The 24,829-nt window shown below is 63.8% G+C and carries 20 protein-coding genes; 6 read left to right on the forward strand and 14 right to left on the reverse strand.

Annotated elements, in window-relative coordinates; genetic code table 11:
• Positions 1–784 precede the first annotated feature (784 nt).
• On the forward strand, positions 785–5,773 hold the full coding sequence (locus GLR48_RS14885; protein WP_272911417.1) for a Hint domain-containing protein: 4,989 nt from the start codon (positions 785–787) through the stop codon (positions 5,771–5,773).
• Positions 5,774–5,901: 128 nt separating this feature from the next.
• Here the strand turns inward: GLR48_RS14885 and GLR48_RS14890 are convergent, their stop codons facing one another.
• A complete protein-coding gene (locus tag GLR48_RS14890; protein ID WP_237062597.1) occupies positions 5,902–6,489 on the reverse strand; it encodes a nucleotidyltransferase family protein in 588 nt (195 codons plus the stop codon).
• A gap of 22 nt (positions 6,490–6,511) precedes the next feature.
• Positions 6,512–7,066, reverse strand: coding sequence for a YSC84-related protein (locus GLR48_RS14895; protein ID WP_237062599.1), 555 nt, complete (start codon positions 7,064–7,066; stop codon positions 6,512–6,514).
• 298 nt (positions 7,067–7,364) lie between these two features.
• On the opposite strand from GLR48_RS14895, the gene GLR48_RS14900 reads away from it, so the two are divergent.
• A complete protein-coding gene (locus GLR48_RS14900) occupies positions 7,365–8,024 on the forward strand; it encodes a hypothetical protein (RefSeq protein ID WP_237062601.1) in 660 nt (219 codons plus the stop codon).
• Between the two features lie 12 nt (positions 8,025–8,036).
• Here GLR48_RS14900 and hemB read toward each other — a convergent pair whose 3' ends face one another.
• On the reverse strand, positions 8,037–9,038 hold the full coding sequence (gene hemB / locus GLR48_RS14905; RefSeq protein ID WP_237062602.1) for a porphobilinogen synthase: 1,002 nt from the start codon (positions 9,036–9,038) through the stop codon (positions 8,037–8,039).
• Between the two features lie 124 nt (positions 9,039–9,162).
• On the opposite strand from hemB, the gene GLR48_RS14910 reads away from it, so the two are divergent.
• Both GLR48_RS14910 and mfd read left to right on the forward strand, forming a co-directional pair.
• A complete protein-coding gene (locus GLR48_RS14910; RefSeq protein ID WP_237062603.1) occupies positions 9,163–9,687 on the forward strand; it encodes a component of SufBCD complex in 525 nt (174 codons plus the stop codon).
• 47 nt (positions 9,688–9,734) lie between these two features.
• Complete coding sequence (gene mfd / locus GLR48_RS14915) at positions 9,735–13,184, forward strand: transcription-repair coupling factor (RefSeq protein ID WP_237062604.1); 3,450 nt, start codon at positions 9,735–9,737, stop codon at positions 13,182–13,184.
• Between the two features lie 50 nt (positions 13,185–13,234).
• On the opposite strand, the gene GLR48_RS14920 is transcribed toward mfd, so the two are convergent.
• The 6 genes from GLR48_RS14920 to GLR48_RS14940 all read right to left on the reverse strand — a co-directional run bounded on the left by GLR48_RS14920 (position 13,235) and on the right by GLR48_RS14940 (position 17,837).
• Entirely contained in the window at positions 13,235–13,654 is a 420-nt protein-coding gene (locus GLR48_RS14920; protein WP_237062605.1) for a cupredoxin domain-containing protein, read from the reverse strand.
• 119 nt (positions 13,655–13,773) lie between these two features.
• Positions 13,774–14,418 carry a DsbA family oxidoreductase gene (locus GLR48_RS14925; protein WP_237064563.1) on the reverse strand — a complete coding sequence of 215 codons (645 nt, stop codon included), beginning with the start codon at positions 14,416–14,418 and terminating at the stop codon, positions 13,774–13,776.
• A 288-nt stretch (positions 14,419–14,706) separates the two neighbouring features.
• On the reverse strand, positions 14,707–15,054 hold the full coding sequence (locus GLR48_RS14930) for a hypothetical protein (RefSeq protein WP_237062606.1): 348 nt from the start codon (positions 15,052–15,054) through the stop codon (positions 14,707–14,709).
• A gap of 46 nt (positions 15,055–15,100) precedes the next feature.
• Positions 15,101–15,778 carry an aquaporin gene (locus tag GLR48_RS14935; protein WP_237062607.1) on the reverse strand — a complete coding sequence of 226 codons (678 nt, stop codon included), beginning with the start codon at positions 15,776–15,778 and terminating at the stop codon, positions 15,101–15,103.
• Positions 15,779–15,900: 122 nt separating this feature from the next.
• Positions 15,901–16,026, reverse strand: coding sequence for a hypothetical protein (locus tag GLR48_RS25705; protein WP_272911418.1), 126 nt, complete (start codon positions 16,024–16,026; stop codon positions 15,901–15,903).
• Positions 16,023–17,837: an extracellular solute-binding protein gene (locus GLR48_RS14940; RefSeq protein WP_442915801.1), complete on the reverse strand. Its 1,815-nt coding sequence runs from the start codon at positions 17,835–17,837 to the stop codon at positions 16,023–16,025. Before GLR48_RS14940 ends, GLR48_RS25705 begins: the two co-directional genes overlap by 4 nt.
• A gap of 501 nt (positions 17,838–18,338) precedes the next feature.
• On the opposite strand from GLR48_RS14940, the gene GLR48_RS14945 reads away from it, so the two are divergent.
• Positions 18,339–19,370, forward strand: coding sequence for a patatin-like phospholipase family protein (locus GLR48_RS14945; protein ID WP_237062608.1), 1,032 nt, complete (start codon positions 18,339–18,341; stop codon positions 19,368–19,370).
• Here GLR48_RS14945 and GLR48_RS14950 read toward each other — a convergent pair.
• The 5 genes from GLR48_RS14950 to GLR48_RS14970 form a co-directional block, all read right to left on the reverse strand.
• Positions 19,363–19,965: a LysE/ArgO family amino acid transporter gene (locus GLR48_RS14950; RefSeq protein ID WP_237062609.1), complete on the reverse strand. Its 603-nt coding sequence runs from the start codon at positions 19,963–19,965 to the stop codon at positions 19,363–19,365. The genes GLR48_RS14945 and GLR48_RS14950 overlap by 8 nt on opposite strands.
• Positions 19,962–20,690 carry a DUF502 domain-containing protein gene (locus GLR48_RS14955; protein WP_237062610.1) on the reverse strand — a complete coding sequence of 243 codons (729 nt, stop codon included), beginning with the start codon at positions 20,688–20,690 and terminating at the stop codon, positions 19,962–19,964. Before GLR48_RS14955 ends, GLR48_RS14950 begins: the two co-directional genes overlap by 4 nt.
• Before the next feature lie 78 nt (positions 20,691–20,768).
• Positions 20,769–21,683, reverse strand: coding sequence for a pseudouridine-5'-phosphate glycosidase (locus tag GLR48_RS14960; RefSeq protein WP_237062611.1), 915 nt, complete (start codon positions 21,681–21,683; stop codon positions 20,769–20,771).
• Entirely contained in the window at positions 21,680–22,573 is an 894-nt protein-coding gene (locus tag GLR48_RS14965) for a PfkB family carbohydrate kinase (RefSeq protein WP_237062612.1), read from the reverse strand. Before GLR48_RS14965 ends, GLR48_RS14960 begins: the two co-directional genes overlap by 4 nt.
• A gap of 39 nt (positions 22,574–22,612) precedes the next feature.
• Positions 22,613–23,413: a DUF4198 domain-containing protein gene (locus GLR48_RS14970; RefSeq protein ID WP_237062613.1), complete on the reverse strand. Its 801-nt coding sequence runs from the start codon at positions 23,411–23,413 to the stop codon at positions 22,613–22,615.
• Between GLR48_RS14970 and GLR48_RS14975 the strand changes: the two genes are divergently transcribed.
• Positions 23,412–24,746 (forward strand): HupE/UreJ family protein, encoded by a 1,335-nt coding sequence (locus GLR48_RS14975; RefSeq protein WP_237062614.1) that lies wholly within the window; start codon positions 23,412–23,414, stop codon positions 24,744–24,746. The two genes, GLR48_RS14970 and GLR48_RS14975, sit on opposite strands and share 2 nt — an antisense overlap.
• Positions 24,747–24,829: the final 83 nt, after the last annotated feature.

Consider the following 24,829-nt stretch of genomic DNA (forward strand, 5'->3'; position numbering starts at 1 on the left):
GGTTCGAGTCCGACCACCGGTACCAATGCGCGCGTCCGTAGGCGCGGCATGAGGCGATGTGATGACATGCCCTGACATCGCGCCTGATTATACATTTTGAGACTTGCAGACTGTGCGTCATGGCCGTGGCAAGGTCGTCCTGCTTGACATCGCGTCTTTGCCATCGATTCCGGTTTGGCGCGGACGGGTGTCGCCAAAACGCGGTCAATGGTGGCGATCGAGACGGCCTGTCGACGACACGGCAACAAACCCGATCGGAACTCGTCCAATTTCGCCACAATTCGCGGCAGCTTTGAATGTCCGGGCGATTGTTTCGAAATACTACCAACGTGTCACACCTTGATCTGTGCGATCTTGTGACGCAACGGCTAAAATACGGATTTATGGGCGATTTTGAACGTTTAGGCGTGGTGCTCTGCAGGATATTGTTTCCAGATGTGCAACAATGATGTGCCTTAGAGTTGTGCAGATGCAGCAAGATCACCCGAAGATCGAAAATTACTGATCGTTTTGCCTCATTCTCACCAATATTTTTCTTTTTCGCGGCCAAGAGTCTGTCTATTGGTGAGCATGCCCAACTGGGGGGCAAAACCGGCCGATTGGGGCGGTCGGGTCGATGCTAAGGCGCGTTGGCGAATTTTGGTGTCTGCGGCGAAGGGTTCTCCCACGCTGAGATGAATGCAATGCGGCCTGTGTCGCGCTGCAATTTATGTCGCGCCGGTTTTTTGCCGGTGCTGTTGAAGCATGGGATGACGCCTTTTGCGGCGTTTTGGAGTTCTGTATAATGACGACGAGCAGCTATTCTTACAAATGGTGCGATCTGGGCGGTTCCTGGCATGACGGATACCCAAACAGCATTCAGAACTGCCTGAAGATCGAATATTGCGAGTCGGGCAAGACCGACTATTACGACTGCACGCCGCCGGAATGCCAGAACAACACCCCCACGACGCCGGGCGGACAGGCGGTTCTTGACGGAATCGTTCAGGGGACGAGTGGCGCGGATATCATCGATACGGCCTACTCCGGCGACCCACAGGGCGACCGGATCGATGCCAACGACCAGATCCTGGCCGGCGAAGGCGTGAACGACGACATCGTTCTGGGCCTCGGCGGCGACGACAAGATCTTTTCGGGCAAGGGCAACGACGACGTCTATGCAGGCAGCGGCAACGACTATGTTGACGGCGGCAGCGGCAATGATGTCATCTATGGCGACAAGGGCGGCAGCGCACCCAAGACCGTCATTACGCGCGAAAGCTTCGAGTGGGACAAGGCGGCGGACCAGTCGCAGGGTTGGTACGATTACAACAACAGCGGCACCATCGATAATGGTGACCACCTTGGCAGCTTTACCCAGAACACCGGCAGCGTCAACGTAAGCTTCGGTGTGGTCAAGACGACCGGCTACGGCATCGACACGACCTTCACGACCGACAAGCAGAACATCGCCGGCATCGTGGCCGACGGGTCGCCCGTGGCGGACAACAGCTCTCTGGCCAGCGAATTGGACAGCAGTGGCGACAAGATTGAATACAAGCTCGGTTTCGACAAGCCCGTGTCGAATGTGTCGTTCAACATCAACGACATCGACGGCGACGGCGTCGTAAAGGTTCTGGCCTATGACGCACAGGGCAACGAAATCAACGTCGATCTGACCGGTGGCAGCAAGGTGACGCTGAAGGACACGGACGGCAAGTTCGGTGTCGATACGGCGGACAGCAACGGCGGCTACGAGTCCGACACATCGGCCAATTATTCGGTGACCGTCACGGTCCCCGGTCCGGTGTCCAAGATCGTCATCATCCACAGCCAAGACGGGTACAACGACTCTGGCGTCAACGTCACGGACGTCTATTTCGACGCTGGCACGCCGATCCCCGACGATACCGGTGCCGCTGGCAACGATACACTGCTGGGCGGTGCCGGTCACGACACCATCTTTGGCGAAGACGGCAACGACACGTTGTTCGGCGGCAGCGGTGACGACAAGGTTTACGGCGGAAACGGCAACGACATCATCTATGGTGACCGCGGCGTCAACACGACCGCGGGCCCGACAGGCCCGAACCTGATCAAGAACGGCTCTTTCGAGGATACGACCGGCACCACGAACATGGGTGGCCATTATACCGGCCACGGTTCGATCCCGCAGTGGACCGAAACCAACGGCAAGGACATCGACGTCCACTATGATGACCGCGGTGGCGTCAAGCCGACGGACGGCAAGAACTGGCTGGACATGGCGGCGTCGCCGTCCAACAGCGTCGTCGGCCAAAACGTCGCTGGCGTCACGGCCGGCACGACGTACACGCTGGCGTTCGATGCGGGCGACAACGTCAGCAGCGACGATGGCACGACGCAGGACAACACGATCACGGTCAAATGGGGCGGCCAGATTGTGGCCACGATCAACCCGACCGACGGATCGATGTCGCACTATGAATTCAATGTCACGGGCGGGGCCGGAGACGGGTCCAACCGTCTGGAATTCGTCGGCGGCGGTCGTCTGGACAACTACGGCGCGTCCATCGACAGCGTGTCGCTGGTGGCCCTGTCGGGCAACGGCGATACCGGACCGGACGGCAAAGACTATCTGGTGGGTGGCGCCGGTGATGACATCATTGCGGGTCAGGGCGGGGACGACAGCATCCTCACCGGGACGGGGCGCGACGTGGCGACCGGCGGGACGGGGAACGACACGATCGACGCCAGCGGTGACGGTGCGACCTCGACCGGGGCCGCCAGCGGTGCGCGTCCGGCTGCCAGCTACCAGAACGTGCTGGCCGGCGGCGCGGGCGATGATACGATCATCGGCGGCGACGGCGATGACATCATCACCGGCGACGACGACAGCCGCGCCAGCAGCAAGACCGGCGAAGCCTTCAATGCAGGCGCAGATGGCCGCGATGTCATCTACGGCGGCAAGGGCAACGACGAGATCCACACCGGCAGCTGGGCTGACGGCGAGCAGGGGCTGGGCGACACGCAGACCGGCGTGACCGGCGATGTGGCCTACGGCGGCGACGGCGACGATATCGTGCTGGGTGCCGGTGGCGACGACAAGCTGTACGGCGATGCGGGCAATGACCGGATGAACGGCGGCGCTGGCCTTGACCATGTCTATGGCGGCACGGGCGACGATGCGATCGACGGCGGCGCTGGCAACGACTTCCTTTATGGCGGCGACGATCGTGACACCTTTACCGGTGGTGCTGGCGATACGGTCGACGGCGGTGCCGGTGGCAACGATTTCGACACGCTGGTTCTGCCGGACGGCACGTTCTACCAGAACACTGGACCGGGCGGCACGGGCGCACCCGTTGCTGATGCCGACGGCAACAGCTTTACCGGGCGCATCATCTTTACCGATGCGCAGGGCAACCCGACCGGTGGCGTGATCGACTATACCGAGATCGAGAAGATCCAAGGCGGCACACCCGCCAACGGCGCACCCGATGCGATGAACGACGCTTTCCCGGTCCAATCGACCGAGTTGGGCGGCGACATCGACGGCAACGTGCTGGCCAACGACAGCGATCCGAACGGCGACACGCTGACGGTTGTCGGCGTCGGTGCGGCGAACACCGGTGTCGGGACGCCGATTGCGGGCAGCAACGGCGGCCTGATCACGATCAAGGCCAACGGCGACGTCGATTTCAACGCCAACGGCGATTTCAACGATCTGGGTCTGAACGACACCCGTGAAACCAGCGTCACCTACACCGTCAGCGACGGCAAGGGCGGCTTTGACACGGCGACAGTGACCTTTCAGGTCGGCGGCATCAACGATGGCACCGTGTTCGGCACGAATGGCGACGACGTGATGAACCCCGACTATGTCGACGCCAACGGCGACATTATCGACGGCAACGACGCGATCCTGCCGGGTGACGAAGTCGACGACGACCTGATCTACGGTCTGGGCGGCAACGACACCATCAACGCCGGCAACGGCAATGACGAAGTCTATGGCGGCACCGGCAACGACTCGATCACCGGGGGGGCCGGCAACGACACCGTCTTCGGTGACGACGGCAACGACACCCTGCGCGGTGGCGCGGGCAACGACACGGTCTTTGGCGGCAATGGCGACGACACCGAGTTCGGTGGCGACGGCAATGACACGCTCTATGGCGGTGCCGGCAACGACACGCTGAACGGCAATGCCGGCAACGACGCAGTCTTTGGCGATGATGGCGACGATTCGATCAACGGCGAAGGCGGCGACGACGTCCTGTCCGGCGGTGCCGGCAACGACAATATCGCGGGCGGTCGCGGCAGCGACATGGTTTACGGCGGCGACGGCGATGACGTGATCGACACCGGAAACGGCATCGACGCACGGTTCGACAACCCCTATCCCGGCATTCCGGCGCCGGCCGGTGAGGCCGACACCGATCCGTTCGATGACCGCGACGTCGTCTACGGCGGGGATGGCAATGACCGGATCACCACGGGTGACGATGCCGACAGCGTTTACGGCGGCAGCGGTAACGACTTCATCGATACCGGGTCCGACAATGACTACGTCGAAGGCGGTGACGGCAACGACACCATCATCGGTGGTGAAGGCGTCGACATCATTTACGGCGACGACGGCGACGACCTGATCTATGGCGGTCTGGACAACGACACGCTCGACATTGTCGATTTCGATGCCAACGGGACCCCGGTCGACAAGCTGCCCGACAACAACAAGGATACGATCTTTGGCGGGAACGGCAACGACACGATCTTTGGCCGAGACGATGCCGACAGCATTGATGGCGGTGCCGGCAACGATCTGATCTACGGCGGCATCGACGACGATATCGTGTCCGGCGGCGACGGGAACGACACCCTGTATGGCGATCAGGGCAACGATACCCTGTTCGGTGGCGCCGGCAATGACACGCTCGATGGTGGCGACGGTCAGGATACGCTGTCGTCTGGTGACGGTGCGGACATCGTGCGCGGCGGCTTGGGCAGCGATCGCTTCACCGATGCCTCCTCGGGCGACGTGATCATCGGTGGTGAAGACCCCGATGACAGCGATATCGACACGTTCAACTTTGATCAGGCGACGCTGGACAAGATCGACCGCATCGTGCGCAACGGTGGCGCCACCGCGACTGAGGAACTGCGGGAATCCGGGACCATCTATTTCAAGGATGGCACCACGGCGACCTTCAAGGAGATCGAGGCACCCTGCTTTACGCCGGGCACCACGATCGCCACGCCGAAGGGCGAGCGGCTGGTCGAGGATCTGCGTCCGGGTGACAGGATCATCACCCGTGACAACGGCATCCAGGAAATTGCCTGGGTCGGATCGAAAGAGATGACCGGCAAGGAACTGGCCGCCAAGCCGCACATGAAGCCGATCCTGATCAAGGCGGGTGCCTTGGGCCACGGTCTGCCGGAACGTGACATGTTGCTGTCGCCAAACCACCGGGTGCTGGTCGCAAGCGAGAAGACGCAGCTTTACTTTGAAGAGCGCGAGGTTCTGGCGGCGGCCAAGCACATGACCGGCGCGCAGGGGATCCATACACTTGACGTGATGCGGACGACCTACATCCACTTCATGTGCGAGCGTCACGAAGTCGTGCTGTCGAACGGGGCCTGGACCGAAACCTTCCACCCCGGCGACTACTCGCTGAACGGTCTTGGCAACAGCCAGCGGAACGAGATCTTCGAACTCTTCCCCGAGCTGCAGACCGAAGCAGGTCTCGAAGGCTATCAGTCCGCCCGCAAGGCGCTGAAAAAGCACGAAGCCCGGCTTTTGATGAAATAACACCTTTGCAGCCCTCCCCCGATCAGGGGGCTGTGACGGGGACAAAGGAAAGCGGGCCGCTGATGCGGCCCGCTTTTTTCATGTGACGCATGAAGATCGCGCTGTAGTCGATTGTAAATGTTGGGATATCAGTTGTGGCGGGCGTGATAGGCCGCCCAGGCCTCCGGCGTGTCGAGGTCCAGTCGCGCACGGTCATCGTCGAAACGGACCAGCACCGTCTTGTCCTGCAGCGGCTTGACCAGCGCCGCACCACCCTCGTCGCCGGTCAGATCGGCGAATTGCGGGCGCAGGCGCGCATCGAACAGGATGGGATGCCCGGCACGACCGTCGGGCGTGGCAGCGCGCCAGATCAGCGCGTCGGGCTGTGCCGTGCGCGCCGCGATCACCGCTGCCATATCCTGTCCGGTGATATCGGGCAGATCGCCCAGCACGACCAGAAACGCGTCACAAGCGGGCAGGCCGGCCACAGCGCCGCGCAATGTGCCTGACTGCCCCTCTGCCGCCTCGGCCACCAGCAGGGGAGTCACGGCCAGACCGTCGATCAGCGCCAGACGCGCCGCGGCGTTGTGGTGCAGGGCCACGAAGGTCGGCGCGACGCTGGCCGCCTCTGACGCCACGCGGCGCAGCAGGGGTTGACCGCCCACGACCTCTGCCAGTTTGTCGGCGCCGCGCATGCGGCGCGATTGCCCGGCAGCCAGAATCAGGATCGGGATCATCGCAGCGACCCGCGCACGGACCCTACGGGATGATGCGGGTGTATTTGGTGCCTTTCAGCGTGGCGCCGATGCGCAGGCCGGATTGGGCAAAGACGACCGCGATGACGGGGGCCAGCGATGTGATCGTCTCGGCCCGCAGCACGTCGCCCTGATCGGCAGCGACGTATTCCAGATCGGCGCCCGCCGCCCAGCCCATCGAGGACCGGAAATCCGCCAGCGCGTTCTGCGTCATGAAGAACAGCACGTGGCTGTATTGCTGCGCCCCGATCTGCAGACCGGCAGAGCCGGAGGCGGCAGAGTAATAATCGACCGTCGATCCGTTGATCTGCAACGCACCGCGCCCGAAGGATCCGCCAAGACCCAGCCCCGCCTCGGTCACCAGCGGCATCACTAGGACACCGGCGGCCTTGTCGCCCAGATCCTTGGTCCCCGGATAGGTGTCGTACATGAAGCTGAGGGTCGAGGCGACGCGCGCGTCGATGGTCGCCGCACCGTTCGAATTCACGCCGTTGCCGCAGGCGGCCAGCGGGATGGCCGCGGCTGCCAGCACAAAGTGCCGTCTGGTCAAATGTGTCATAGCTGTCTGCCCTATACTGCCGTGGGGACGTTTGCCGCCCTTTTGTGCGTGAAACTATAGGCATGCCAAGCGAATCTGTCACACGTTAAATGCGAGTCAGCGCGTAAACGCAGACGTGACGGCGCCGGGATACCGTGGCGGGCCGGTCGAAGATCGTGCAGCCTTTCCGCAGTTCGTCCTGAAACGGTCACAATTTGGCTGCGCTTGGCGTGTCAATGGCAGGCTGTCACATCCCTGCGCGCCGACCGTCAATCGACGAAGGGCGAGTCGCAGCGGATGCATACACAGGATCATCGCGATGGCGGTTCGGACAGTTTTCGGTTTTATTTTCTTCGCGATCAGCGTTTTTGCAGACGCCGCCCCGGCCGCGACGCTCAGCGAGGATGGCGGCAATTACTCCGACATCTGGGCCGCGCCGACGGTCGTGGCGAGCGGCACGACGACGGTGACAGGTGGCAATGCGCTGGGGGCCGACCGGACCGACGTATTGCAATTCACCGGGCTGCGTCCCGGCGCGTCCGCGATCACCTTCGATTTCGCGGTTGCCGGCAATTATCGCAGCGGTGACTATGCGAACGGTGGCGGCACCCTCTACTACAGCTTCGTGCCGTTCACCGGCGGCTATTACATTACCCCATCCAGTGCGGCGACCGCGGCGCAGGAGAGACTTTACAACAGCACCTTCGGCGTCACCTACGACCCGTGGGATGCCGCCAATCCGGCGAGCCAGGGCACCTCGCGCTTCACGCTCGCCTTGGGCGACACCTTTGCGGGCAGTCTTTTCGTGGCGCTCGACACGACCTACGGCAACGTCAGCTACGCGATCAGCGGCCTGACCTATCCCAGCAGTGCGCCGCCGGACTCCCCAAGCCCCGTGCCGTTGTCGGCGGGAGGACTTTTCATGCTGATGGGTCTGACCGGCCTTGCCGCGATCGGTATCCGGCGCAGGCGCAGCTGACGGCGGGGCCGGTTACAGCCGGCCCAGCAGTTTCGCCGCCTCTGGCGCAAAATAGGTCAGGATCCCGTCGCAACCCGCACGTTTGAAGGCGAGCAGGCTTTCCATCATCACCTTGGGCCCGTCCAGCCAGCCGTTCTGGATGGCGGCCTGCAGCATCGCGTATTCGCCGCTGACCTGATAGGCATAGGTCGGCACGCCGTACATGTCCTTGACCCGCCTGCAGATATCCAGATAGGGCATGCCGGGTTTCACCATGACCATGTCGGCGCCCTCCATCAGATCGCGCTCGACCAGCCGCAGCGCCTCGTCCGCGTTGCCGGGGTCCATCTGATAGGTGTTCTTGTCGCCGGTCAGCGCCGTCGAGGCACCGACCGCATCGCGGAACGGGCCGTAGAACGCGCTCGCGTATTTGGCGGTATAGCTCAGGATCGCCACGTCGATGTGGCCTGCGGCCTCCAGCGCTGTCCGCATCGCCCCGATGCGGCCGTCCATCATGTCAGACGGACCAAGGATATCGGCGCCGGCCTCGGCCTGCGCCAGCGCCATCTTGACCAGCGCTTCGACCGTGCGGTCGTTGACGATGCGCCCATCCTCGACGAACCCGTCGTGGCCGTTGATGTTGTAGGGGTCCAGCGCGATGTCGGTCATGATCGCCATGTCGGGCACCGCGTCCTTGATGGCGCGGATCGCCTGATTGCTGATGTTGTCCGGCGACCAAGCCAGCGCGCAATCCTCGGTCCGTTCCGCCATGCCCGTATAGGGAAAGATGCACATCGCGGGGATGCCCAGCTTGTGCGCCTCTTGTGCGGCCTGCACGGCGCGGTCCACGGTCTTGCGCGTGACACCGGGCATCGAGGGGATGGCGTGTTCATCATCGCGGCCCGCCATCACGAAGATCGGCCAGATCAGGTCATCCACGCTCAGCCGGTGCTGGCGCGACAGGCGGCGCACGGCGGGCATGGCGCGCAGGCGGCGCAGGCGGGTGGCGGGGAAGGGGGCGACGGTCGGTTTCATGGGGCAGGGCCTTTCTGGTCACAGGTCAGACCTTGCACGGAAAATCACGCACGACAAGGCTGGGCATTGCCGGGCGGCGCGACTAGGGTCCGCCGCAGAACGGAACGACAGAAAGACAAGCGGTTTGGACTGGAACAACATCCTCTTTCAGGTCATCGACCTGAGGTCTTTTTCGTCGGTCTGGTACTGGATCATGCTGGCGGTCCTGTGGTCCTCGATGAGCTATTACGTGCTGGGCGTACCTTTCGATCTGATCACCAAGGCGCGCCGGCGCGGCGGGCAGGAACAGGACGACATGGTCGATCTGGTCCGCATCAACGTGAACCGTCTGCTGAACCTCGCACAGACCACCGGTCCAATCATGATCGGTGTCGTCAGCTTCATCCTGACGACGCTGGCGCTGCTGGGGTTCGTCTACGGGATCGAGTTGGCACAGGCGACGTTCCTCGTGGCACTGCCGCTGTCCATCGTCGGCGCGATCAGCCTGTCGAGCGCGCGCCGGATCCGTGCCGCCGACCCGGAGCCGGAGCAGCTATATGCCATGCTGATGCGGCACCGGTTGTGGACGCAGATCATCGGCATGGTCGCGATTTTCGTGACCGCCATGTACGGCATGTTCCAGCTGCTGGGCACGTTGCGCGGGTTGTGACGCGGCGGGCGCTTGACACGGACCGCGATGCGGATAGGTCAGCGGCCATGGCCACACCCTCTCATATCGCCGTCAGCGGCGCGCCCGAAGGCTTTGACGCCCGTCTGATCCTCAAGGAGCTGGAAAGCTCTGCGCGGCCCCTTCTGCACGTGGCCCGCGACGACAAGCGTCTGGCCGCGATGCAGGCGGCGCTTGCGTTCTTTGCGCCCGGCCTGCCGGTCTTTACTTTTCCGGCGTGGGACTGCCTGCCCTACGACCGGGTGTCGCCCAACGCCGATGTGTCCGCCGCCCGGATGGCCACGCTGGCGGCCTTGGTTCACGGGATGCCGGACCGCTTCGTGCTGCTGACCTCGGTCAACGCCGCGACCCAGCGCGTGCCAGCCCGCGCCACATTGCGAGAGGCCGCCTTTACCGCCCGCGTCGGTGACCGCATCGACGAGGCCGCCCTGCGCGGATTCCTGACCCGCATGGGCTTCAGCCAGACCGCCAACGTGATGGAGGCGGGGGATTACGCCGTGCGCGGCGGGATCATCGACATCTACCCGCCGGGGCAAAGCGGCCCGATCCGGCTGGATTTGTTCGGCGACACGCTGGACGCGGCCCGCCGGTTCGACGCGGCGACCCAGCGCACGACGGAAAAACTGCTCGACATCGAACTGGCGCCTGTGTCTGAGGTCATCCTCGACGAGGCCGCAATCACCCGGTTCCGGCAAAGCTATCGCATCGAATTCGGCGCCGCCGGCACCGACGATCCGCTCTATGAAGCGGTCAGCGCCGGGCGCAAGCATGCGGGCATCGAACATTGGCTGGGCTTCTTTCAGGACGATCTTGAGACCCTCTTCGACTATCTGCCGCGCTGCACGGTCACGCTGGACGACCAGACCAGCCCGCAGCGGCTGGCCCGGTGGGAATCGATTGCCGATCAGTACAGCACCCGGATGCACGCCCTGACGCAGAAGGGGCGGATGGATTCCGTCTATAAACCGGCCCCGCCGCAGCAGCTCTATCTGGACGATGCCGCCTGGGATGCCGCTGTGGCGGACCACCGCGTTGTCCAGTTCCACCCCCTGCCGCAGGCGACGGGGCTTGGCGTCACGGATGCGGGCGGGCGTCCGGGTCGCAATTTCGCGCCGGAACGTCAGCAGGAAAACCTGAGCCTTTTCGGCGCTTTGGCGGCCCATGTGAAGGCACGGGTCGCGCTTGGCCCGGTCGTCATCGCGTCATACTCCGAAGGGGCGCGTGAACGCCTGACGGGCCTGATCGAGGACGAGGGCATCGGCGAGGTGATCCCCGTCAGCGACTGGTCCCGCGTCGGCAAGCGCGGCGTGCATCTGGCGGTCTGGGCACTGGATGCGGGCTTTGAAGGGCCGGTCGAGAACGGCACGCTGACCGTCATTTCCGAACAGGACGTGCTGGGCGACCGGCTGATCCGGCAGACCAAACGCAAGCGCCGCGCCGACAACTTCCTGACCGAGGCGAACGCTCTCAGCCCCGGCGATCTGGTCGTCCACGTCGATCACGGCGTCGGCCGCTTCATCGGGCTGGAGGTCGTGACCGCACTTGGGGCAGCGCACGAATGTCTGGCGCTGGAATACGCCGAAAGCAGCAAGCTCTATCTGCCGGTCGAAAATATCGAACTGCTGTCCAAGTATGGCCACGAAGAGGGTCTGCTGGACAAGCTGGGCGGCGGCGCATGGCAGGCCAAGAAGGCGCGCCTGAAAGAGCGCATCCGCCAGATCGCCGAACGCCTGATCCGCGTCGCGGCAGAGCGTGCCCTGCGCAAAGCCCCTGTGTTAGAGCCGATGGAGGGGATCTGGGACCAGTTCCTTGCGCGCTTTCCCTATTCGGAAACCGGTGACCAGCTGGCCGCGATCGACGACGTGCTGCAGGATCTGGAAAGCGGCCAGCCGATGGACCGGCTGATCTGCGGCGACGTGGGCTTCGGCAAGACAGAGGTCGCAATCCGCGCCGCCTTTGTCGCCGCCCTGTCCGGCGTGCAGGTCGCGATCATCGCGCCGACGACCTTGCTTGCCCGCCAACATTATCAAAGCTTTGCAGAGCGTTTCCGCGGATTTCCCGTCACCGTGCGGCCCCTGTCGCGCTTCGTGTCGGCCAAGGATGCCGCAGCGACGCGCGCCGGTCTGACCGACGGCACCGTGGACATTGTCGTCGGCACCCACGCCCTGCTGGCGAAGTCCGTCAAATTCCGCAACCTCGGCCTGCTTGTCATTGACGAGGAACAGAAATTCGGTGTGCAGCACAAGGAACGTCTAAAATCGCTGCGCACGGATGTCCACGTCCTGACCCTAACCGCCACGCCGATCCCGCGCACCCTGCAGCTGTCACTGTCCGGCGTTCGCGACCTGAGCATCATCGGCACGCCGCCCATCGACCGCCTTGCGATCCGCACCTACGTCAGCGAATTCGACACGATCACCATTCGCGAAGCCTTGCTGCGTGAGCATTATCGCGGCGGTCAGAGCTTCTTTGTCGTGCCGCGGATCAGCGACATGGACGAGATGGTGGATTGGCTGAAGACCGAGGTGCCTGAAGTCACCTATATCACCGCCACAGGCCAGATGGCGGCGGGCGAGCTCGACGACAGGATGAACGCCTTCTACGACGGCAAGTATGACGTGCTGATGGCGACGACGATCGTGGAATCGGGCCTCGATATTCCGACGGCCAACACGATGATCGTCTGGCGCGCCGACATGTTCGGTCTCGCACAGCTCTACCAGATCCGGGGCCGCGTGGGTCGGTCCAAGACCCGCGCCTATGCCTATCTGACCACGATGCCGCGCCAGAAACTGACCGACACGGCGCAGAAGCGGCTGCGTGTGCTGGCGAGCCTCGACAGCCTTGGCGCGGGTTTCACCCTCGCGTCGCAAGACCTCGACATTCGCGGCGCCGGCAATCTGTTGGGCGAGGAACAATCCGGACAGATGCGCGAAGTCGGCTACGAGCTCTATCAGCAGATGCTGGAGGATCAGATCAACGCGATCCGGTCAGGTGCCGCCGAAGGTCTGCAGGACGACAGCGAATGGTCGCCGCAGATCAATCTGGGCGTGCCGGTCCTGATCCCCGAAGACTACGTGCCCGATCTGGACGTGCGTCTTGGCCTTTACCGTCGTCTGTCCGATCTGACGACCAAGGTGGAACTGGAAGGCTTTGCCGCCGAACTGATCGACCGTTTCGGCAAATTGCCCAAAGAGGTCAATACCCTGCTGCTGGTCGTACGGATCAAGGCGATGTGCAAGAAGGCCGGCATCGGCCAGCTGGACGCAGGCCCCAAGGGCGGCACGATCCGGTTCCACAACGACAAGTTCGCCAATCCCGCGGGATTGGTGGACTTCATCGGGGATTACAAAGGGCAGGCCAAGGTCAAGGACAACAAGATCGTCGTCATGCAGGACTGGACGCGCGAGCGTGACAAGATCCAGGGCGCGTTCAACATCGCCCGCGATCTGGCTGCAAAACTGGCCGCTGCCAAATGAAAAAGGCGGCACCTTGCGGTGCCGCCCAAACGACTTTGGTCCAAGACGATTTACGGAGTGACGTTGACCGTGCCGACCATGCCCTCTTCGGCGTGCCCGTTCGAGAAGTAGCGGTAGGTGCCGGGGATCGAGAAGGTCTGGTCGTAGCTGCTGTTCGGCGCGATTTCGCCCGAATCGAAGGGTGCAGCGCCGACGGGCAGCAGAACGACCTTCGTTTCAGCCGGGGTATCGGCCGTGGTTGATACCGTCTGCGCGAAGGACGAGATGTTCTGGAAACGCACCGTCTGGCCCGCCTGAACCGTGACGGCGGCCGGCGTGAATTGCAGGCTGTCGGACATCGTTACGGTCGTGGCTGCGATCGTCGAACCTGCGCCGCCAACGGGCGCCATGCCACCGGCTGGCGTCATGCCGGACCCGGCGCAGGCCGCGACCAGAGCGAGAGGGGCAAGAGCGAAAAGTGAACGGCGCATGGAAATCTCCAGTATTTATTTTTTGACTCATTGACCAACGGGTGGTGCGGCGAGTTGTTCCCTGCGCGCGCCTGAAAAGGCCGGTCAGGCGGGGTTCCGCCCGTTGCAGACCGCCAGAATCAATCCGCCTCGGCCATCTGGGACATGATGTCGGCGATGGTCTGGGTCCACATTTCGGTCGATTGCGCACCGGGCACGGCATGCTGATTGGCCACAATGAAGGTCGGGACGGCGCTGATGCCCATCTTGCGGCTGTGGGCGTCACGGTCGCGGATGTCCTGCAGGTCGGCGTCGCTGTCCAGCAGGCGGGCCACGATAGCCGCATCCAGACCCGCCGCATCGGCGAGATCCGCCAGCACCTCGTGATCCGCAATGTCGCGGCCTTCGACGAAGTAAGCGTTGAACAGCAGGTCGACCATCGGCGTCTGCTGCTTTTCGATCCCGGCCCAGTGGATCAGGCGGTGCGCGTCCAGCGTGTTCGGCGTGCGCGCGATCCGGTCGAGGTTCAGCGTGAGACCCGCAGCCTCGGCCCGGTCCACCACGGGGGCGTAGGCCTTGACTGCCGCCTCCTTGCCGCCGAATTTCTGCTCAAGGTAACTGCGCCGGTCCATGCCCGCGGCGGGCATGTCCGGGTTCAGCTGGAAAGGATGCCATTCCAGCACGAAAGGATGGTCAGGAACCGCCTCCAGCGCTTTGAAAAGGTTTGCCTTTCCGATGTAGCACCAAGGGCAGATCGGATCAGAGAGAATATCAAGCTTGACCATGTGCGGTCTCCCGTTTGCGGCGCGGCCCTTGGCGTCGCCGTCGTTGTTGTCGTGGACCTTGCCCGTGCAGCGGCCCATATGCATTTGCGCCGGTTTGCGCAAATTGCAGGATCGGGGGCCTTCTATCACGCCCGCGCAGGCATGACACCACCGCAGTTGATCGCGATGACACAGCGCAACAGGAAATCCCTCGCGCGGCGCAGGAATCGGGAAAATATCATTTGGGGGGGGTATCGGATCGGTGAAGCACCGCCGCAGGTCGAAGGCCCTTGGCGGTGCGTCGTCGGATCAGGAAGCGCGGCCGATGGGGGCTGCGGTCTTGTTGTCGTCGCCGAACTTGGCGTCGTCGTCGGTCACGTCTTCACCGGCGGGCACATTGGCGGCACTGCCGTTGATGTTGGCGTTGTCGTTCTGCTCGGCCATCTTGACGTCGATCGGCTCTCCGCCCATCAGCCAGTCGGCCAGTTCCATCTGAGCGGCGACGCGGTCTTCGCCCTTGGATTTGGACAGGTAGGCGAGGAAGGCATCCTGATCGCCGTCAATCGACAGGACCTCGGATTCGTTCAGGTTCGGCCATTGCGTCATGATGCGCGGCGTGTAGGCGGCCCAGTTCTGAGAAACGTCTCTCCATTGCATGGGAAATCTCCTTTTGTTGTTCGTTGCGGGACCAACGGCCCGATCGTCACTTCTGTTCCGCGCCCGGTCCCCACAAATGCGGCAGCAGCAGCAGGGCCAGCCCTGTGCCGCACAATTGCGCAAATATGAACATCGGCACATTGGCCGGATTGATGCCCGCGAAGGTATCGGTCAGGGCGCGGGCCAGCGTGACTGCCGGATTGGCAAAGCTGGTCGATGAGGTGAACCAATAGGCCCCGGTGATGTAAAGTGCAACCAGTGTCGGCACCGTGTCGGGCCTGTGCCGGACGCCCGCAAAGATCACGAAGACGAGACCGAAGGTCGCGATGCATTCCGACAGCCATTGCGCGGGACCGGAGCGGGCGGTGACGGAAAACTGGATCACCGGCAGCGCGAACATCAGGTGCGCCAGCCAGACGCCGAGAATCGCACCGATGATCTGGCAGAAGGTGTATGACAGGGCCTGCGGGGTGGTGATCTCTTGCCGCCACCAGAAGGCCCAGGTGACCGCCGGGTTGAAATGCGCGCCAGAGACGGGGCCAAGGGTCGTGATCAGGACATGCAGGATGCAGCCCGTCGCGATGGCATTGGCCAGCAGCGCAACCGCGTCGTTGCCCTGCGCCAGACGGTCGGCCATGATGCCCGATCCCACGACGCCGATCAGCAGGAATGTCGTGCCAAGGATTTCGGCGATGAGGCGGGCGCGCAGTGGGGGCTGGGTCATGGGCTGCAGCTATGACGGATGCGTAACGGTTTCATGACAGTACGGGTGGCGGGGGCAGGACCGGGGCTCTGCCCCGGACCCCGAAGTATTTATGACCAGAAGAAGGGGACGGTGCGCACCTGTCAGATGACCACGTCGGCGGCGCCCAAGGCCAGATGGCCGGCGCCAATGGCGGTCTTGCCCGCGATGCGTGCCGGGGTGCAGGCGGTTGCGGCGATGAGGGCTGCGAGCATGAGGAGGCGACTCACTCCTGCCACCACCACAGGTCAGGCTGCCAGCCGGGGGAATCGCCGAAGACCGGGATCACCTCTGGGTATTTCAGCTGCTTTGCATGGGCGAGGCGGCTGACGTTCCACTGGTAGATCGGGATATAGAAGCGGCCTGCCGTCAGCACCCGGTCGAGCGCCTTGACCGAGGCCACGAAGTCCTCTTGATCGGTCGCGGTCAGCAATTGGCCGATCAGCGTGTCGACGGCGGGCGATTTCACCCCCATCAGGTTGCGCGTGCCCGGTGTGTCGGCATTCTGCGATCCGAAATAAAGATACTGCTCGTTCCCCGGGGACAGCGACAGGGCGAGGCGGCTGTAGGTCATGTCGAAGTCGAGCGCGTCGGTGCGGGCCTTGTATTGGGCGGGGTCCGTGACCTCGACCGACGGCGTCACGCCGATCCGGCCGAGGCTTTCGACGAACATGTCGACGATCGCCTGATTTTCGGACCCGCCGCTTTGCAGCAGGATGTTGAAGGTGAAGGGTTCGCCCGCCGCGTTCTTCATCACGCCGTCCTGCACGGTCCAGCCCGCGGCTTCCATCTGCTTCAGCGCGGCGCGGGTGCCGCTGCGGTTACGCTCTGTCCCGTCGGCCACGGGCAGGGTGTAGCCGTCCAGCGTGCCTGGGATCAGGTCGGCGGCAAAGGGGGCCAGCATGTCGGCCACGCGGCCCGTGGCGGGACCCGCGTCCATCGCAAGCGGCGAGTTCGACCAGTAGGAGGTGATGCGCGGCTGCGCGCTGCCGGTCATCGCCTCGTTGATGAATTCGAAATTGAAGACGTGCAGCATGGCGTCGCGGACCCGCCAGTCCTTGAACTGGTCGTGGCGGGTGTTCATCACGAAGCCGGTCATGCCGGACGGCAGTTCCTGCGGCAGCACGGATTTCACCACATCGCCGGACTGGACGGCGGGAAAGTCGTACTGGCTGTCCCAGCGCGCCACGTTGAATTCGCGGTTGGAATTGACCTCTCCGGTCTTGAAGGCCTCGAAGGCTGCGGTCTCGTCGGCGAAGAATTCGATGCGGACCTCGTCGAGGTTGTGCAACCCGTTTTCCGTCGGCAGGTCGGCACCCCAGTAGTCGGGGTTGCGTTTCAGGCTGACGAAACGCCCCGCCTCGAAATCGTCGATGACGTAAGGACCGGTGGTGATCGGCACCATGTCGAGGCCGCTTTGCGCGAAATCGACGCCGTTCCACTGCGCCTTTTTCAGGATCGGCCGCAGGCCTGCCAGCATCACCAGTTCCCGGTCGGGTGTGTTGAAGGTCAGGCGGACGGTGCCGGGGGCGGTTTCCTCGATCTTGTCGACCTTTTCCCAGAACCCGCGGTAGCGGCCGTTGCCTTCGGTGCCCAGCGTCTGGAATGACCAGATCACGTCTTCGGTGGTGACCGGCGTGCCGTCCGAGAATTTGGCCTGCGGGTTCAGCACGTATTCCACCCATTCGCGGTTCGGCCCGGTTTCGACCGATTGCGCGATCTGGCCGTATTCGGTGAACGGCTCGTCCAGGGACCGGACCATCAGGCTTTCGCCGATCAGGAACCGCAGTTGCCATGGCACGCTGCCTTTCAGGACATAAGGATTGAGGCTGTCAAAGCTGCCGACCTCTGCCGTGACGATGCGCCCGCCGGTGGGCGCGTCAGGATTGGCATAGGGCAGGGCGGTGAACCCGTCGGGCAGGGCGGGGTCACCGTACATGGCGATGCCGTGCTGCGGTTCGGCCCATGCCGCACCTGCGGCCAGGCCAAGGATCGCGGCAAGCGTCAGCGGACGCAACAGGCTGCGCGGGTCGTGTGTCATGTCGGTGATATCCCTGTGGGTCCGGTTGTTTCCAAAGACGCTAATGAAGGTTTCGAGGTTTTTCAAACTTTTGCCTTGGATACCTGCGTGGAAAGGATTATACAGAACTCACTGCTCGATAGGTTTCTTGCCTGTATGAAACCTGCCTCAATAACTATACCCCGGCTTCGTGCCGGGGTTTTTTTTGGCCCGACGTCAGGATCTGCGGCGATATTTCGAGGTTTTGCAGGGGTTAACGCGGGGCGAATCGCGGTGCAAGGGTCAATCGGACGGGTCTGCCGCAGACGACCGAGGCGGGCGACTCAGGTCTTTTTCATTACGGTCCGCAACCCGCTGGCCTGAGTCGGTTTTTTGCGAATCAGGGTTGTCCGACCCATTTTGGCAGTGGACGATTTTTTCTCAAAGCATCGTGACCCTGCCAATGGGCGGCGGCGCACGGCCTTGGCATCCTCGGGCCGTTCGTGCGATCATGCTGCACCTGCAGCATGAAGAGGTTCGACCATGATCCGCATCAATCTGGGCCTTCAGGGCGGCGGCGCGCACGGCGCATTCACATGGGGCGTGCTGGACCGTCTGCTGGACGAGGATGATATTGAAATCGCGGCGATCTCCGGCACCTCGGCCGGCGCGATGAACGCGGCGGCCTTCAAGGCGGGGCTGGTTTCGGGTGGGCGAACCGGCGCGCGAGAGACGCTGGACTGGTTCTGGGAACAGGTCGGTGCGGTCAATGCGCCGGTTCTGCAGGACTGGTTCGCGGCGCTGGCCCCCTCGATCAAGGGATGGGCTGCGGCGCTGGAACTGTCACCGGGCTACCGCGCCTTCGACAGCATGACGCGGATGACCTCGCCCTATGTTTACGGGCCGATGCTGCGCAATCCGCTGTCACGGATTCTGGGCGATCTGCGGTTCGAACATGTCTGCAGCGACGCAGGCCCCCGCCTGTTCGTGGGGGCGACCAACGTGCGGACCGGCAAGATCCGCGTCTTTTCCGGGACCGAGATTACGGACGACGCGCTGCTGGCCTCGGCCTGTCTGCCGACGCTGTTTCAGGCGGTCGAAATCCATGACCCCGTGACCGGCCGGATGGAGGCGTTCTGGGACGGTGGCTATACCGGCAACCCCGCACTTTTTCCTTTGTTCGAAAGGGATTTGCCTGACGACATCCTGATCGTCGGGATCAATCCCATCGTCCGCGACGACCTGCCGAAAACGCCCGAGGCCATCGCCAACCGGATCAACGAGATCGGGTTCAACACATCGCTGTTGCGCGAATTGCGGGCGGTCGAGTTCGTGCGCCGCCTGCTGGACGATCACAAGATTACGCCCGGCACGATGAAACGCGTGCTGATCCACATGGTTGACGACGATGCGCTGATGAACGAGCTGAACGTGGCGACCAAGACGATTCCGGTGCCGATCATCCTCGCGCGGCTGAAAGCGGCGGGGCGCGCGGCGATGGATGCGTTTCTGGTGGATCACAAGGCCGATCTGGGCAAGCGCGACAGCGTCGACCTGCGGGCGATGTTCAGCTGAGCAGCTTGACCGCCAGCGCCCACATCACCAGCCCGATTCCCGTATCCAGCACCCGCCACGCCCGCGCCGATTGCATGACTGGCCCCAGCAAACGGGCGCCGTAGCCGAGGCTGAAGAAGAAGACGAAAGAGGCGAGGACAGCGCCGGCCCCGAAGGCGGTCTTCAGCGCCGACCCATGGAAATCCGTCGAAATCGCACCGATCAGGCCCAGTGTGTCCAGATAGACATGCGGATTCAGCCAGGTAAAGGCGGCGGCGGTGGCCAGCGTCGGCCACAGTGCCCGGGTCTGACCGCCCAATTGCAACGCGTAATCCCCGCGCCAGGCCGCGATCAGACGTTGCAACCCATAGACCGCAAGGAACGCGGCCCCTGCCAGCGCCATGACGCGCGGCAGGTCAGGCCACAGGGCGACGATGGCGCCAAAACCCAGCACGCCCGCGGCGATCAGCACCGCGTCGGAGGCGGCACAGAACAGGCACAGCCAGAACACATGCGCCTGCGCCAGTCCCTGCCGCAAGACAAAGGCATTCTGCGCGCCGATGGCGAGGATCAGGGAAAACCCCGTCGCAAATCCGGTCAGCGCCGCCGCGATCACGCGGTCACGGGCGGCAGTTTCGGATCCTTGGGATTGGGATAGACGAGGCCCGCCGAAATCACGAGTTTCGCCGCATCCTCCACGCTCATGTCGAGGATGATGACCTTGGACCGGGGCAGGAACAGCAGAAAGCCCGATGTGGGGTTTGGCGTCGTAGGCAGGAACACGGTCGCGATCTCCTCGTCGCCCGGCAGCTTGGCCGCGATCTCTCCCTTTGCGGCGGTCGAGATGAAGGCGATCGCCCAGATCCCCTCCTTTGGATATTCGACAAGGCAGGCATGATCGAAGGAGGTGTCGCGCTGGCTGAACACCGTCTCGGCGATCTGCTTCACGCCGTTGTAGATGCTGCGCACGACGGGGGTGCGGTCGACCAGGTGTTCGCCGAACCGGATGATGGCACGCCCGATGAACCCCTTGCCCAGCCAGCCGACGATCACGGTAAAGACGAGGAAGATCACGACGCCGATGCCGCGCACGTTGACGGCGATGGGCGGGCCGCCGTCGGTGCCGAACCAGCGGTTGACCAGCGCGTCGGGGCGAAAACGGCCCGGGACGAAGGGCCAGACCCAGCCGTCGATCCAGCCCACGACCGTATAAATTAGCCAGAAGGTCAGCCCGATGGGCGCGATGATGATCAGACCGGCCAGAAAATTGCTACGCAGCCGCCCGATCAGGCTGGGGCGGCGCGGGCGCTTGTGGTCGTCGGGATGGGGGTCGAGGCTCATGAACGGGTCCGTGCGAAGATGCCGCACAGATAGGCGGCGGCGTGCCGCTTCACAAGCGCGGGCGGCACGCTGGGGGCCTTAACCGGCAGCGGTGCCCATTTCGATGGCAATCGCGGCGGCCAGACGTGCGTTGTTGCGCACGAGCGCGATGTTGGCGGTCAGGGACCGGCCGTCGGTCAGGGTAAAGATGCGGTCCAGCAGAAAGGGGGTCACGGCCTTGGCGCTGATCCCCTGCGCCTCTGCATCCACAAGGGCCTGCGCGATCATCCGTGACAGGTCGTCGGCCGGGATCTCGTCCGCCTGCGGGATCGGGTTGCAGACCAGTTGCCCGCCGGGCAAGCCCATCACGTTGCGCACGATCTGCGCCGTGGCGATGTCGCGGGCGGTGTCCATGCGCAGGGGCGCTGCCATGCCGCTGTCGCGCGACCAGAAGGCGGGCAGGGTGTCCTGACCGTAGGCGATGACGGGAACGCCAAGGGTTTCAAGCACTTCGTAGGTCTTGTTCAGGTCAAGGATCGCCTTTGCGCCCGCAGCCACAACCGTCACCGGCGTCTGTGCCAACTCGTGCAGGTCGGCGCTGATGTCGAATGACAGCTCCGCCCCGCGGTGGACGCCGCCGATGCCACCCGTGGCAAAGACAGCGATGCCCGCCAGATGCGCGGCAATCATCGTGGCCGCGACTGTCGTGGCCCCGGTGCCGCCGATGGCGATGCAGGCGGCGATATCTGCGCGGGACAGCTTGGCGACGTGTTCTGCCTGACCAAGGGCGGTCAACTCTTCCTCTTCCAGACCGATATGCAGCATGCCGTCGATCACGGCGATGGTCGCGGGTGTCGCACCAGCGTCACGCACGTCCTGTTCGACCAGCCGCGCCGTTTCCACGTTCTGCGGATAGGGCATGCCGTGTGTGATGATGGTGCTTTCCAGCGCCACGATGGCGGTGCCCGCGTCTAGTGCGCTCTGCACCTCGGCGCTGTAGGTCATGGGGATCATAGGGGAGTCTCTCCGGATACGTAGGTGGCGGCGGCGTCGAGGGCGCGCGCGAGGGCGGCGGGACGATCAAAGCCCTGCCGTTCGGACGCGATATGCGCGGCCATGAAGGTGTCGCCGGCACCAGTCACGCGGGTGACGAGGACCTGTGGCGGTTGGGCGGTGATGACGTCGCCTGCGGTGCCCTCTGACGCGGCGCGGCCACCGTCGGTGACTAGCACCCGGTGCGCCCCGCGCTTTAACAGTGCAGCACAAGCAGTTGCACTATCAGCGAAATGCGACTGGCAGAGCAGTCCGGCTTCTTCGAGGTTCACGTAAAGCGTGGCAGAGGGGTGACCCTGCAAGGCCAGCAACCGCTCCGCCTTGCCGGGGGACGCGGGGGCCACACGCAGGTCAGCGCGCGCAAACAGCGGCGAGGTGGCGATGCTGCGCAGCAGATCCTCTGTCAGGTTGCCGTCAAGGGCGACGCACCCGTCATAGGGGGCGTCAGTCGATCCCAGCCGTCCGTCCGACAGGGGCCGCAGGATTTTGTCGCCCGCAGCCTCCAGCGAATGGGCGTCGGCGATGGCGGCGATCAGGCCGTTCGCGGCCTCGATCGCCATGTAGACGTCCGTCGGCAGATCGTCAGAGCGGTAGATGTGGTCGCAGATCAGGCCCATGGCCTGCGCCTCGGCCACCAGCGCCTCGCCGTCCGTGTCGCGTCCAATGACGGTCAGCAGGGCAGGAGTCAGGCCAAAGCGTTTAAGCGTCATGGCGATGTTCATCGCGACACCGCCGGGCAGGCGCGTGATGCGCCCGGGCACGTCCGCACCCGCCCGCATGTGGCTGGCGGTGCGGCCGATCACGTCCCACAGGACGGAGCCGATGCAGATGATGTCAGGCGCGGCACTCATGCCGCTCTTTAAGCGCGGCGCGGCGTCCTGTGCAAGGTGTCAGCCTGGCACGGCCCAGGTCATGTTCGCCCACAGCGTTTCCCACAGCGCGCCTGTCTCTTCGGCGAGGGCCGCTTCGGGTTCACGGATCACGACGGCGTCGGCCATGTACATGTAGCCCGGCTTGACGGGCACCGTGACCATGCCCTGGTCGTCTGTCGTCAGGAAGGTCTGCGTGATCTCGCCTGCGGGGCTGTAGTCATAGACTTCGAACCGGACGTTGGCGCGTGGGCTGTCGCCGTACCACAGCTGGAATTTCATGCCGTCCTTCATGTCGTCGGTATAGGGATTGGTCAGGGCGACGATTTCCGTCTCCAGCCCGGTGCGCTGATCCTGTCCGGCGCCGTCACCCACCGCGACCAGCGCCTTGGAGTAGCGGGAGTAAACCTCGCGAAAGGCTTCTTCCGGAAAGCCGCGTGCGCGGTGCTTGTCCAGAATGCCCGGGAAATCCTTGTGTTCGGTGAACCGCACGAAGGTGTCCCAGTCCTTGTAATCGACGGTGGCGTTCTGGGCCTGATAGGCCAGCACGTTCAGCCCCGGCTGGGTGGCCTGCATCGTGACAGCGGGCAGGTCGCCGGTCCGGCCCTCGACCGGGGTCGGTGTGCCGTTCACGTAATCGTCGAACCGCGCGATCCGCTGCGGTAAAAACGGCAGGCTTTGCCCGGTATAGTCCGACCCGTTGACAATCCGCACGATCAACGTAGCGTCCGGCTCCACAGAGTAATCCACGGGTTGCAGCCAGAATTCATGGGCGCTGACGGGGGATGCCAGCAGGGCCAAGGCAAGGGTAAGACGACGCATGACGAGTTCCTTTTTTACCGCCATCAGGGTGTGGCTTATCGGGCTGTTGTCAAGCGTGACGCTTGGCCTGCTCACGCTCGCGTCACCGGCGCGCGCCCACGAGGTTTTGCCGTCGATCACGGACATGACGCAGGACGGGTCGGTGCTGGTCTTCGACATGCGCCTGAATATCGAAAGCTTTCTGGCGGGGATCGATCAGGACACGGTCACGGATACCGCAGAATCGGCCCAGGCCGCGACCTATGACCAGTTGCGCGCCTTGCCCGCAGATCAGCTTGACGCGCGGTTCCGCGACTTCTGGCCCGACATGGCTAAGAACATCACCGTGCAGGCAGGCGAGGACCGTCTGGCATTGACCCTGACCGCAGTGCAGGCGGCAGACGTCGGCGACGAGAGCATCGCGCGCCTGTCCGATGTCCAGTTCACCGCAGCCTTGCCGGAGGGGGCCGACAGCGTGCAGGTCGGCTGGATCCGGCCCTACGGCACGCTGGTCGTGCGCCAGATGGGCGTCGACGATCCTTACGACGGCTTCCTCGAGGCCGGTCAGATGTCAGACCCAATCACGCTGACCGGCGGGAACGCCATGGGCGCTGCGGCGACGTTCTTTGCCTACGTGCCGACAGGGTTCGACCATATCGTGCCGCTGGGCGTCGATCACATCCTCTTCGTGCTGGGGCTGTTCTTTCTGTCCTCGCATCTGAAGCCGCTCTTGTGGCAGGTCAGCGCCTTCACGCTGGCGCATACGATCACGCTGGCGCTTGCGGCGCTTGGATACGTCACCGTCCCCGCTGCAATCGTAGAGCCGCTGATCGCCCTTTCGATCGCCTATGTTGCGGTCGAGAACATCTTTCTGCGGACCCTGTCGCCGTGGCGACCCTTCGTCATCTTCGGCTTCGGTCTGTTGCACGGGCTGGGGTTCGCATCCGTCCTCGCGCAGTTCGGCCTGCCAGAGGCGAATTTCGTGCCCGCGCTGATCGGCTTCAATATCGGCGTGGAAATCGGTCAGCTTTGCGTGATCGCGGTGGCCTATCTCTGCGTCTACATGGCGCGTGAATACAGTGAAAAGGGCGAGCGGAGCGCCACGGCGGCGGCACTTTACATGGCAGCAGCAGCAGTCGTGCTGGCCATCGCGATCCCACTGTCGATCTGGGCGCCGGACCTGCTGGGCGATCTGCTGCCCTTGCTGGGGATCATCGCGGTCATGCTGGGGCTCTCGGCGGCGGCGGTGAACGTGGGGCAATACGACACCTATACCACCATGGTCGCGATGCCCGCGTCCGTGCTGATCGCGCTGGTTGCCGTCTACTGGGTGATCGAACGCGTCTTCCTCTAGGCTCTTGCCAGCGTGCGCGCCCTGTCATATAGGCCGCGCACGTAATCCCGCAGGCGGGGGCGGGTGAGACGGGGAGAAATCCC

The organism is Loktanella sp. M215, assembly GCF_021735925.1.
Lineage (GTDB): Bacteria > Pseudomonadota > Alphaproteobacteria > Rhodobacterales > Rhodobacteraceae > Loktanella.

Bases quoted from the DNA above. Each gene is read 5' to 3' on its own strand.
- GLR48_RS14885 (WP_272911417.1), top strand. From the start codon at position 785: ATGACGACGAGCAGCTATTCTTACAAATGGTGCGATCTGGGCGGTTCC.
- GLR48_RS14890 (WP_237062597.1), bottom strand. From the start codon at position 6,489: ATGATCCCGATCCTGATTCTGGCTGCCGGGCAATCGCGCCGCATGCGC.
- GLR48_RS14895 (WP_237062599.1), bottom strand. From the start codon at position 7,066: ATGACACATTTGACCAGACGGCACTTTGTGCTGGCAGCCGCGGCCATC.
- GLR48_RS14900 (WP_237062601.1), top strand. From the start codon at position 7,365: ATGGCGGTTCGGACAGTTTTCGGTTTTATTTTCTTCGCGATCAGCGTT.
- hemB (WP_237062602.1), bottom strand. From the start codon at position 9,038: ATGAAACCGACCGTCGCCCCCTTCCCCGCCACCCGCCTGCGCCGCCTG.
- mfd (WP_237062604.1), top strand. From the start codon at position 9,735: ATGGCCACACCCTCTCATATCGCCGTCAGCGGCGCGCCCGAAGGCTTT.
- GLR48_RS14920 (WP_237062605.1), bottom strand. From the start codon at position 13,654: ATGCGCCGTTCACTTTTCGCTCTTGCCCCTCTCGCTCTGGTCGCGGCC.
- GLR48_RS14925 (WP_237064563.1), bottom strand. From the start codon at position 14,418: ATGGTCAAGCTTGATATTCTCTCTGATCCGATCTGCCCTTGGTGCTAC.
- GLR48_RS14930 (WP_237062606.1), bottom strand. From the start codon at position 15,054: ATGCAATGGAGAGACGTTTCTCAGAACTGGGCCGCCTACACGCCGCGC.
- GLR48_RS14935 (WP_237062607.1), bottom strand. From the start codon at position 15,778: ATGACCCAGCCCCCACTGCGCGCCCGCCTCATCGCCGAAATCCTTGGC.
- GLR48_RS14940 (WP_442915801.1), bottom strand. From the start codon at position 17,837: ATGACACACGACCCGCGCAGCCTGTTGCGTCCGCTGACGCTTGCCGCG.
- GLR48_RS14945 (WP_237062608.1), top strand. From the start codon at position 18,339: ATGATCCGCATCAATCTGGGCCTTCAGGGCGGCGGCGCGCACGGCGCA.
- GLR48_RS14955 (WP_237062610.1), bottom strand. From the start codon at position 20,690: ATGAGCCTCGACCCCCATCCCGACGACCACAAGCGCCCGCGCCGCCCC.
- GLR48_RS14960 (WP_237062611.1), bottom strand. From the start codon at position 21,683: ATGATCCCCATGACCTACAGCGCCGAGGTGCAGAGCGCACTAGACGCG.
- GLR48_RS14965 (WP_237062612.1), bottom strand. From the start codon at position 22,573: ATGAGTGCCGCGCCTGACATCATCTGCATCGGCTCCGTCCTGTGGGAC.
- GLR48_RS14975 (WP_237062614.1), top strand. From the start codon at position 23,412: ATGACGAGTTCCTTTTTTACCGCCATCAGGGTGTGGCTTATCGGGCTG.
- GLR48_RS14970 (WP_237062613.1), bottom strand. From the start codon at position 23,413: ATGCGTCGTCTTACCCTTGCCTTGGCCCTGCTGGCATCCCCCGTCAGC.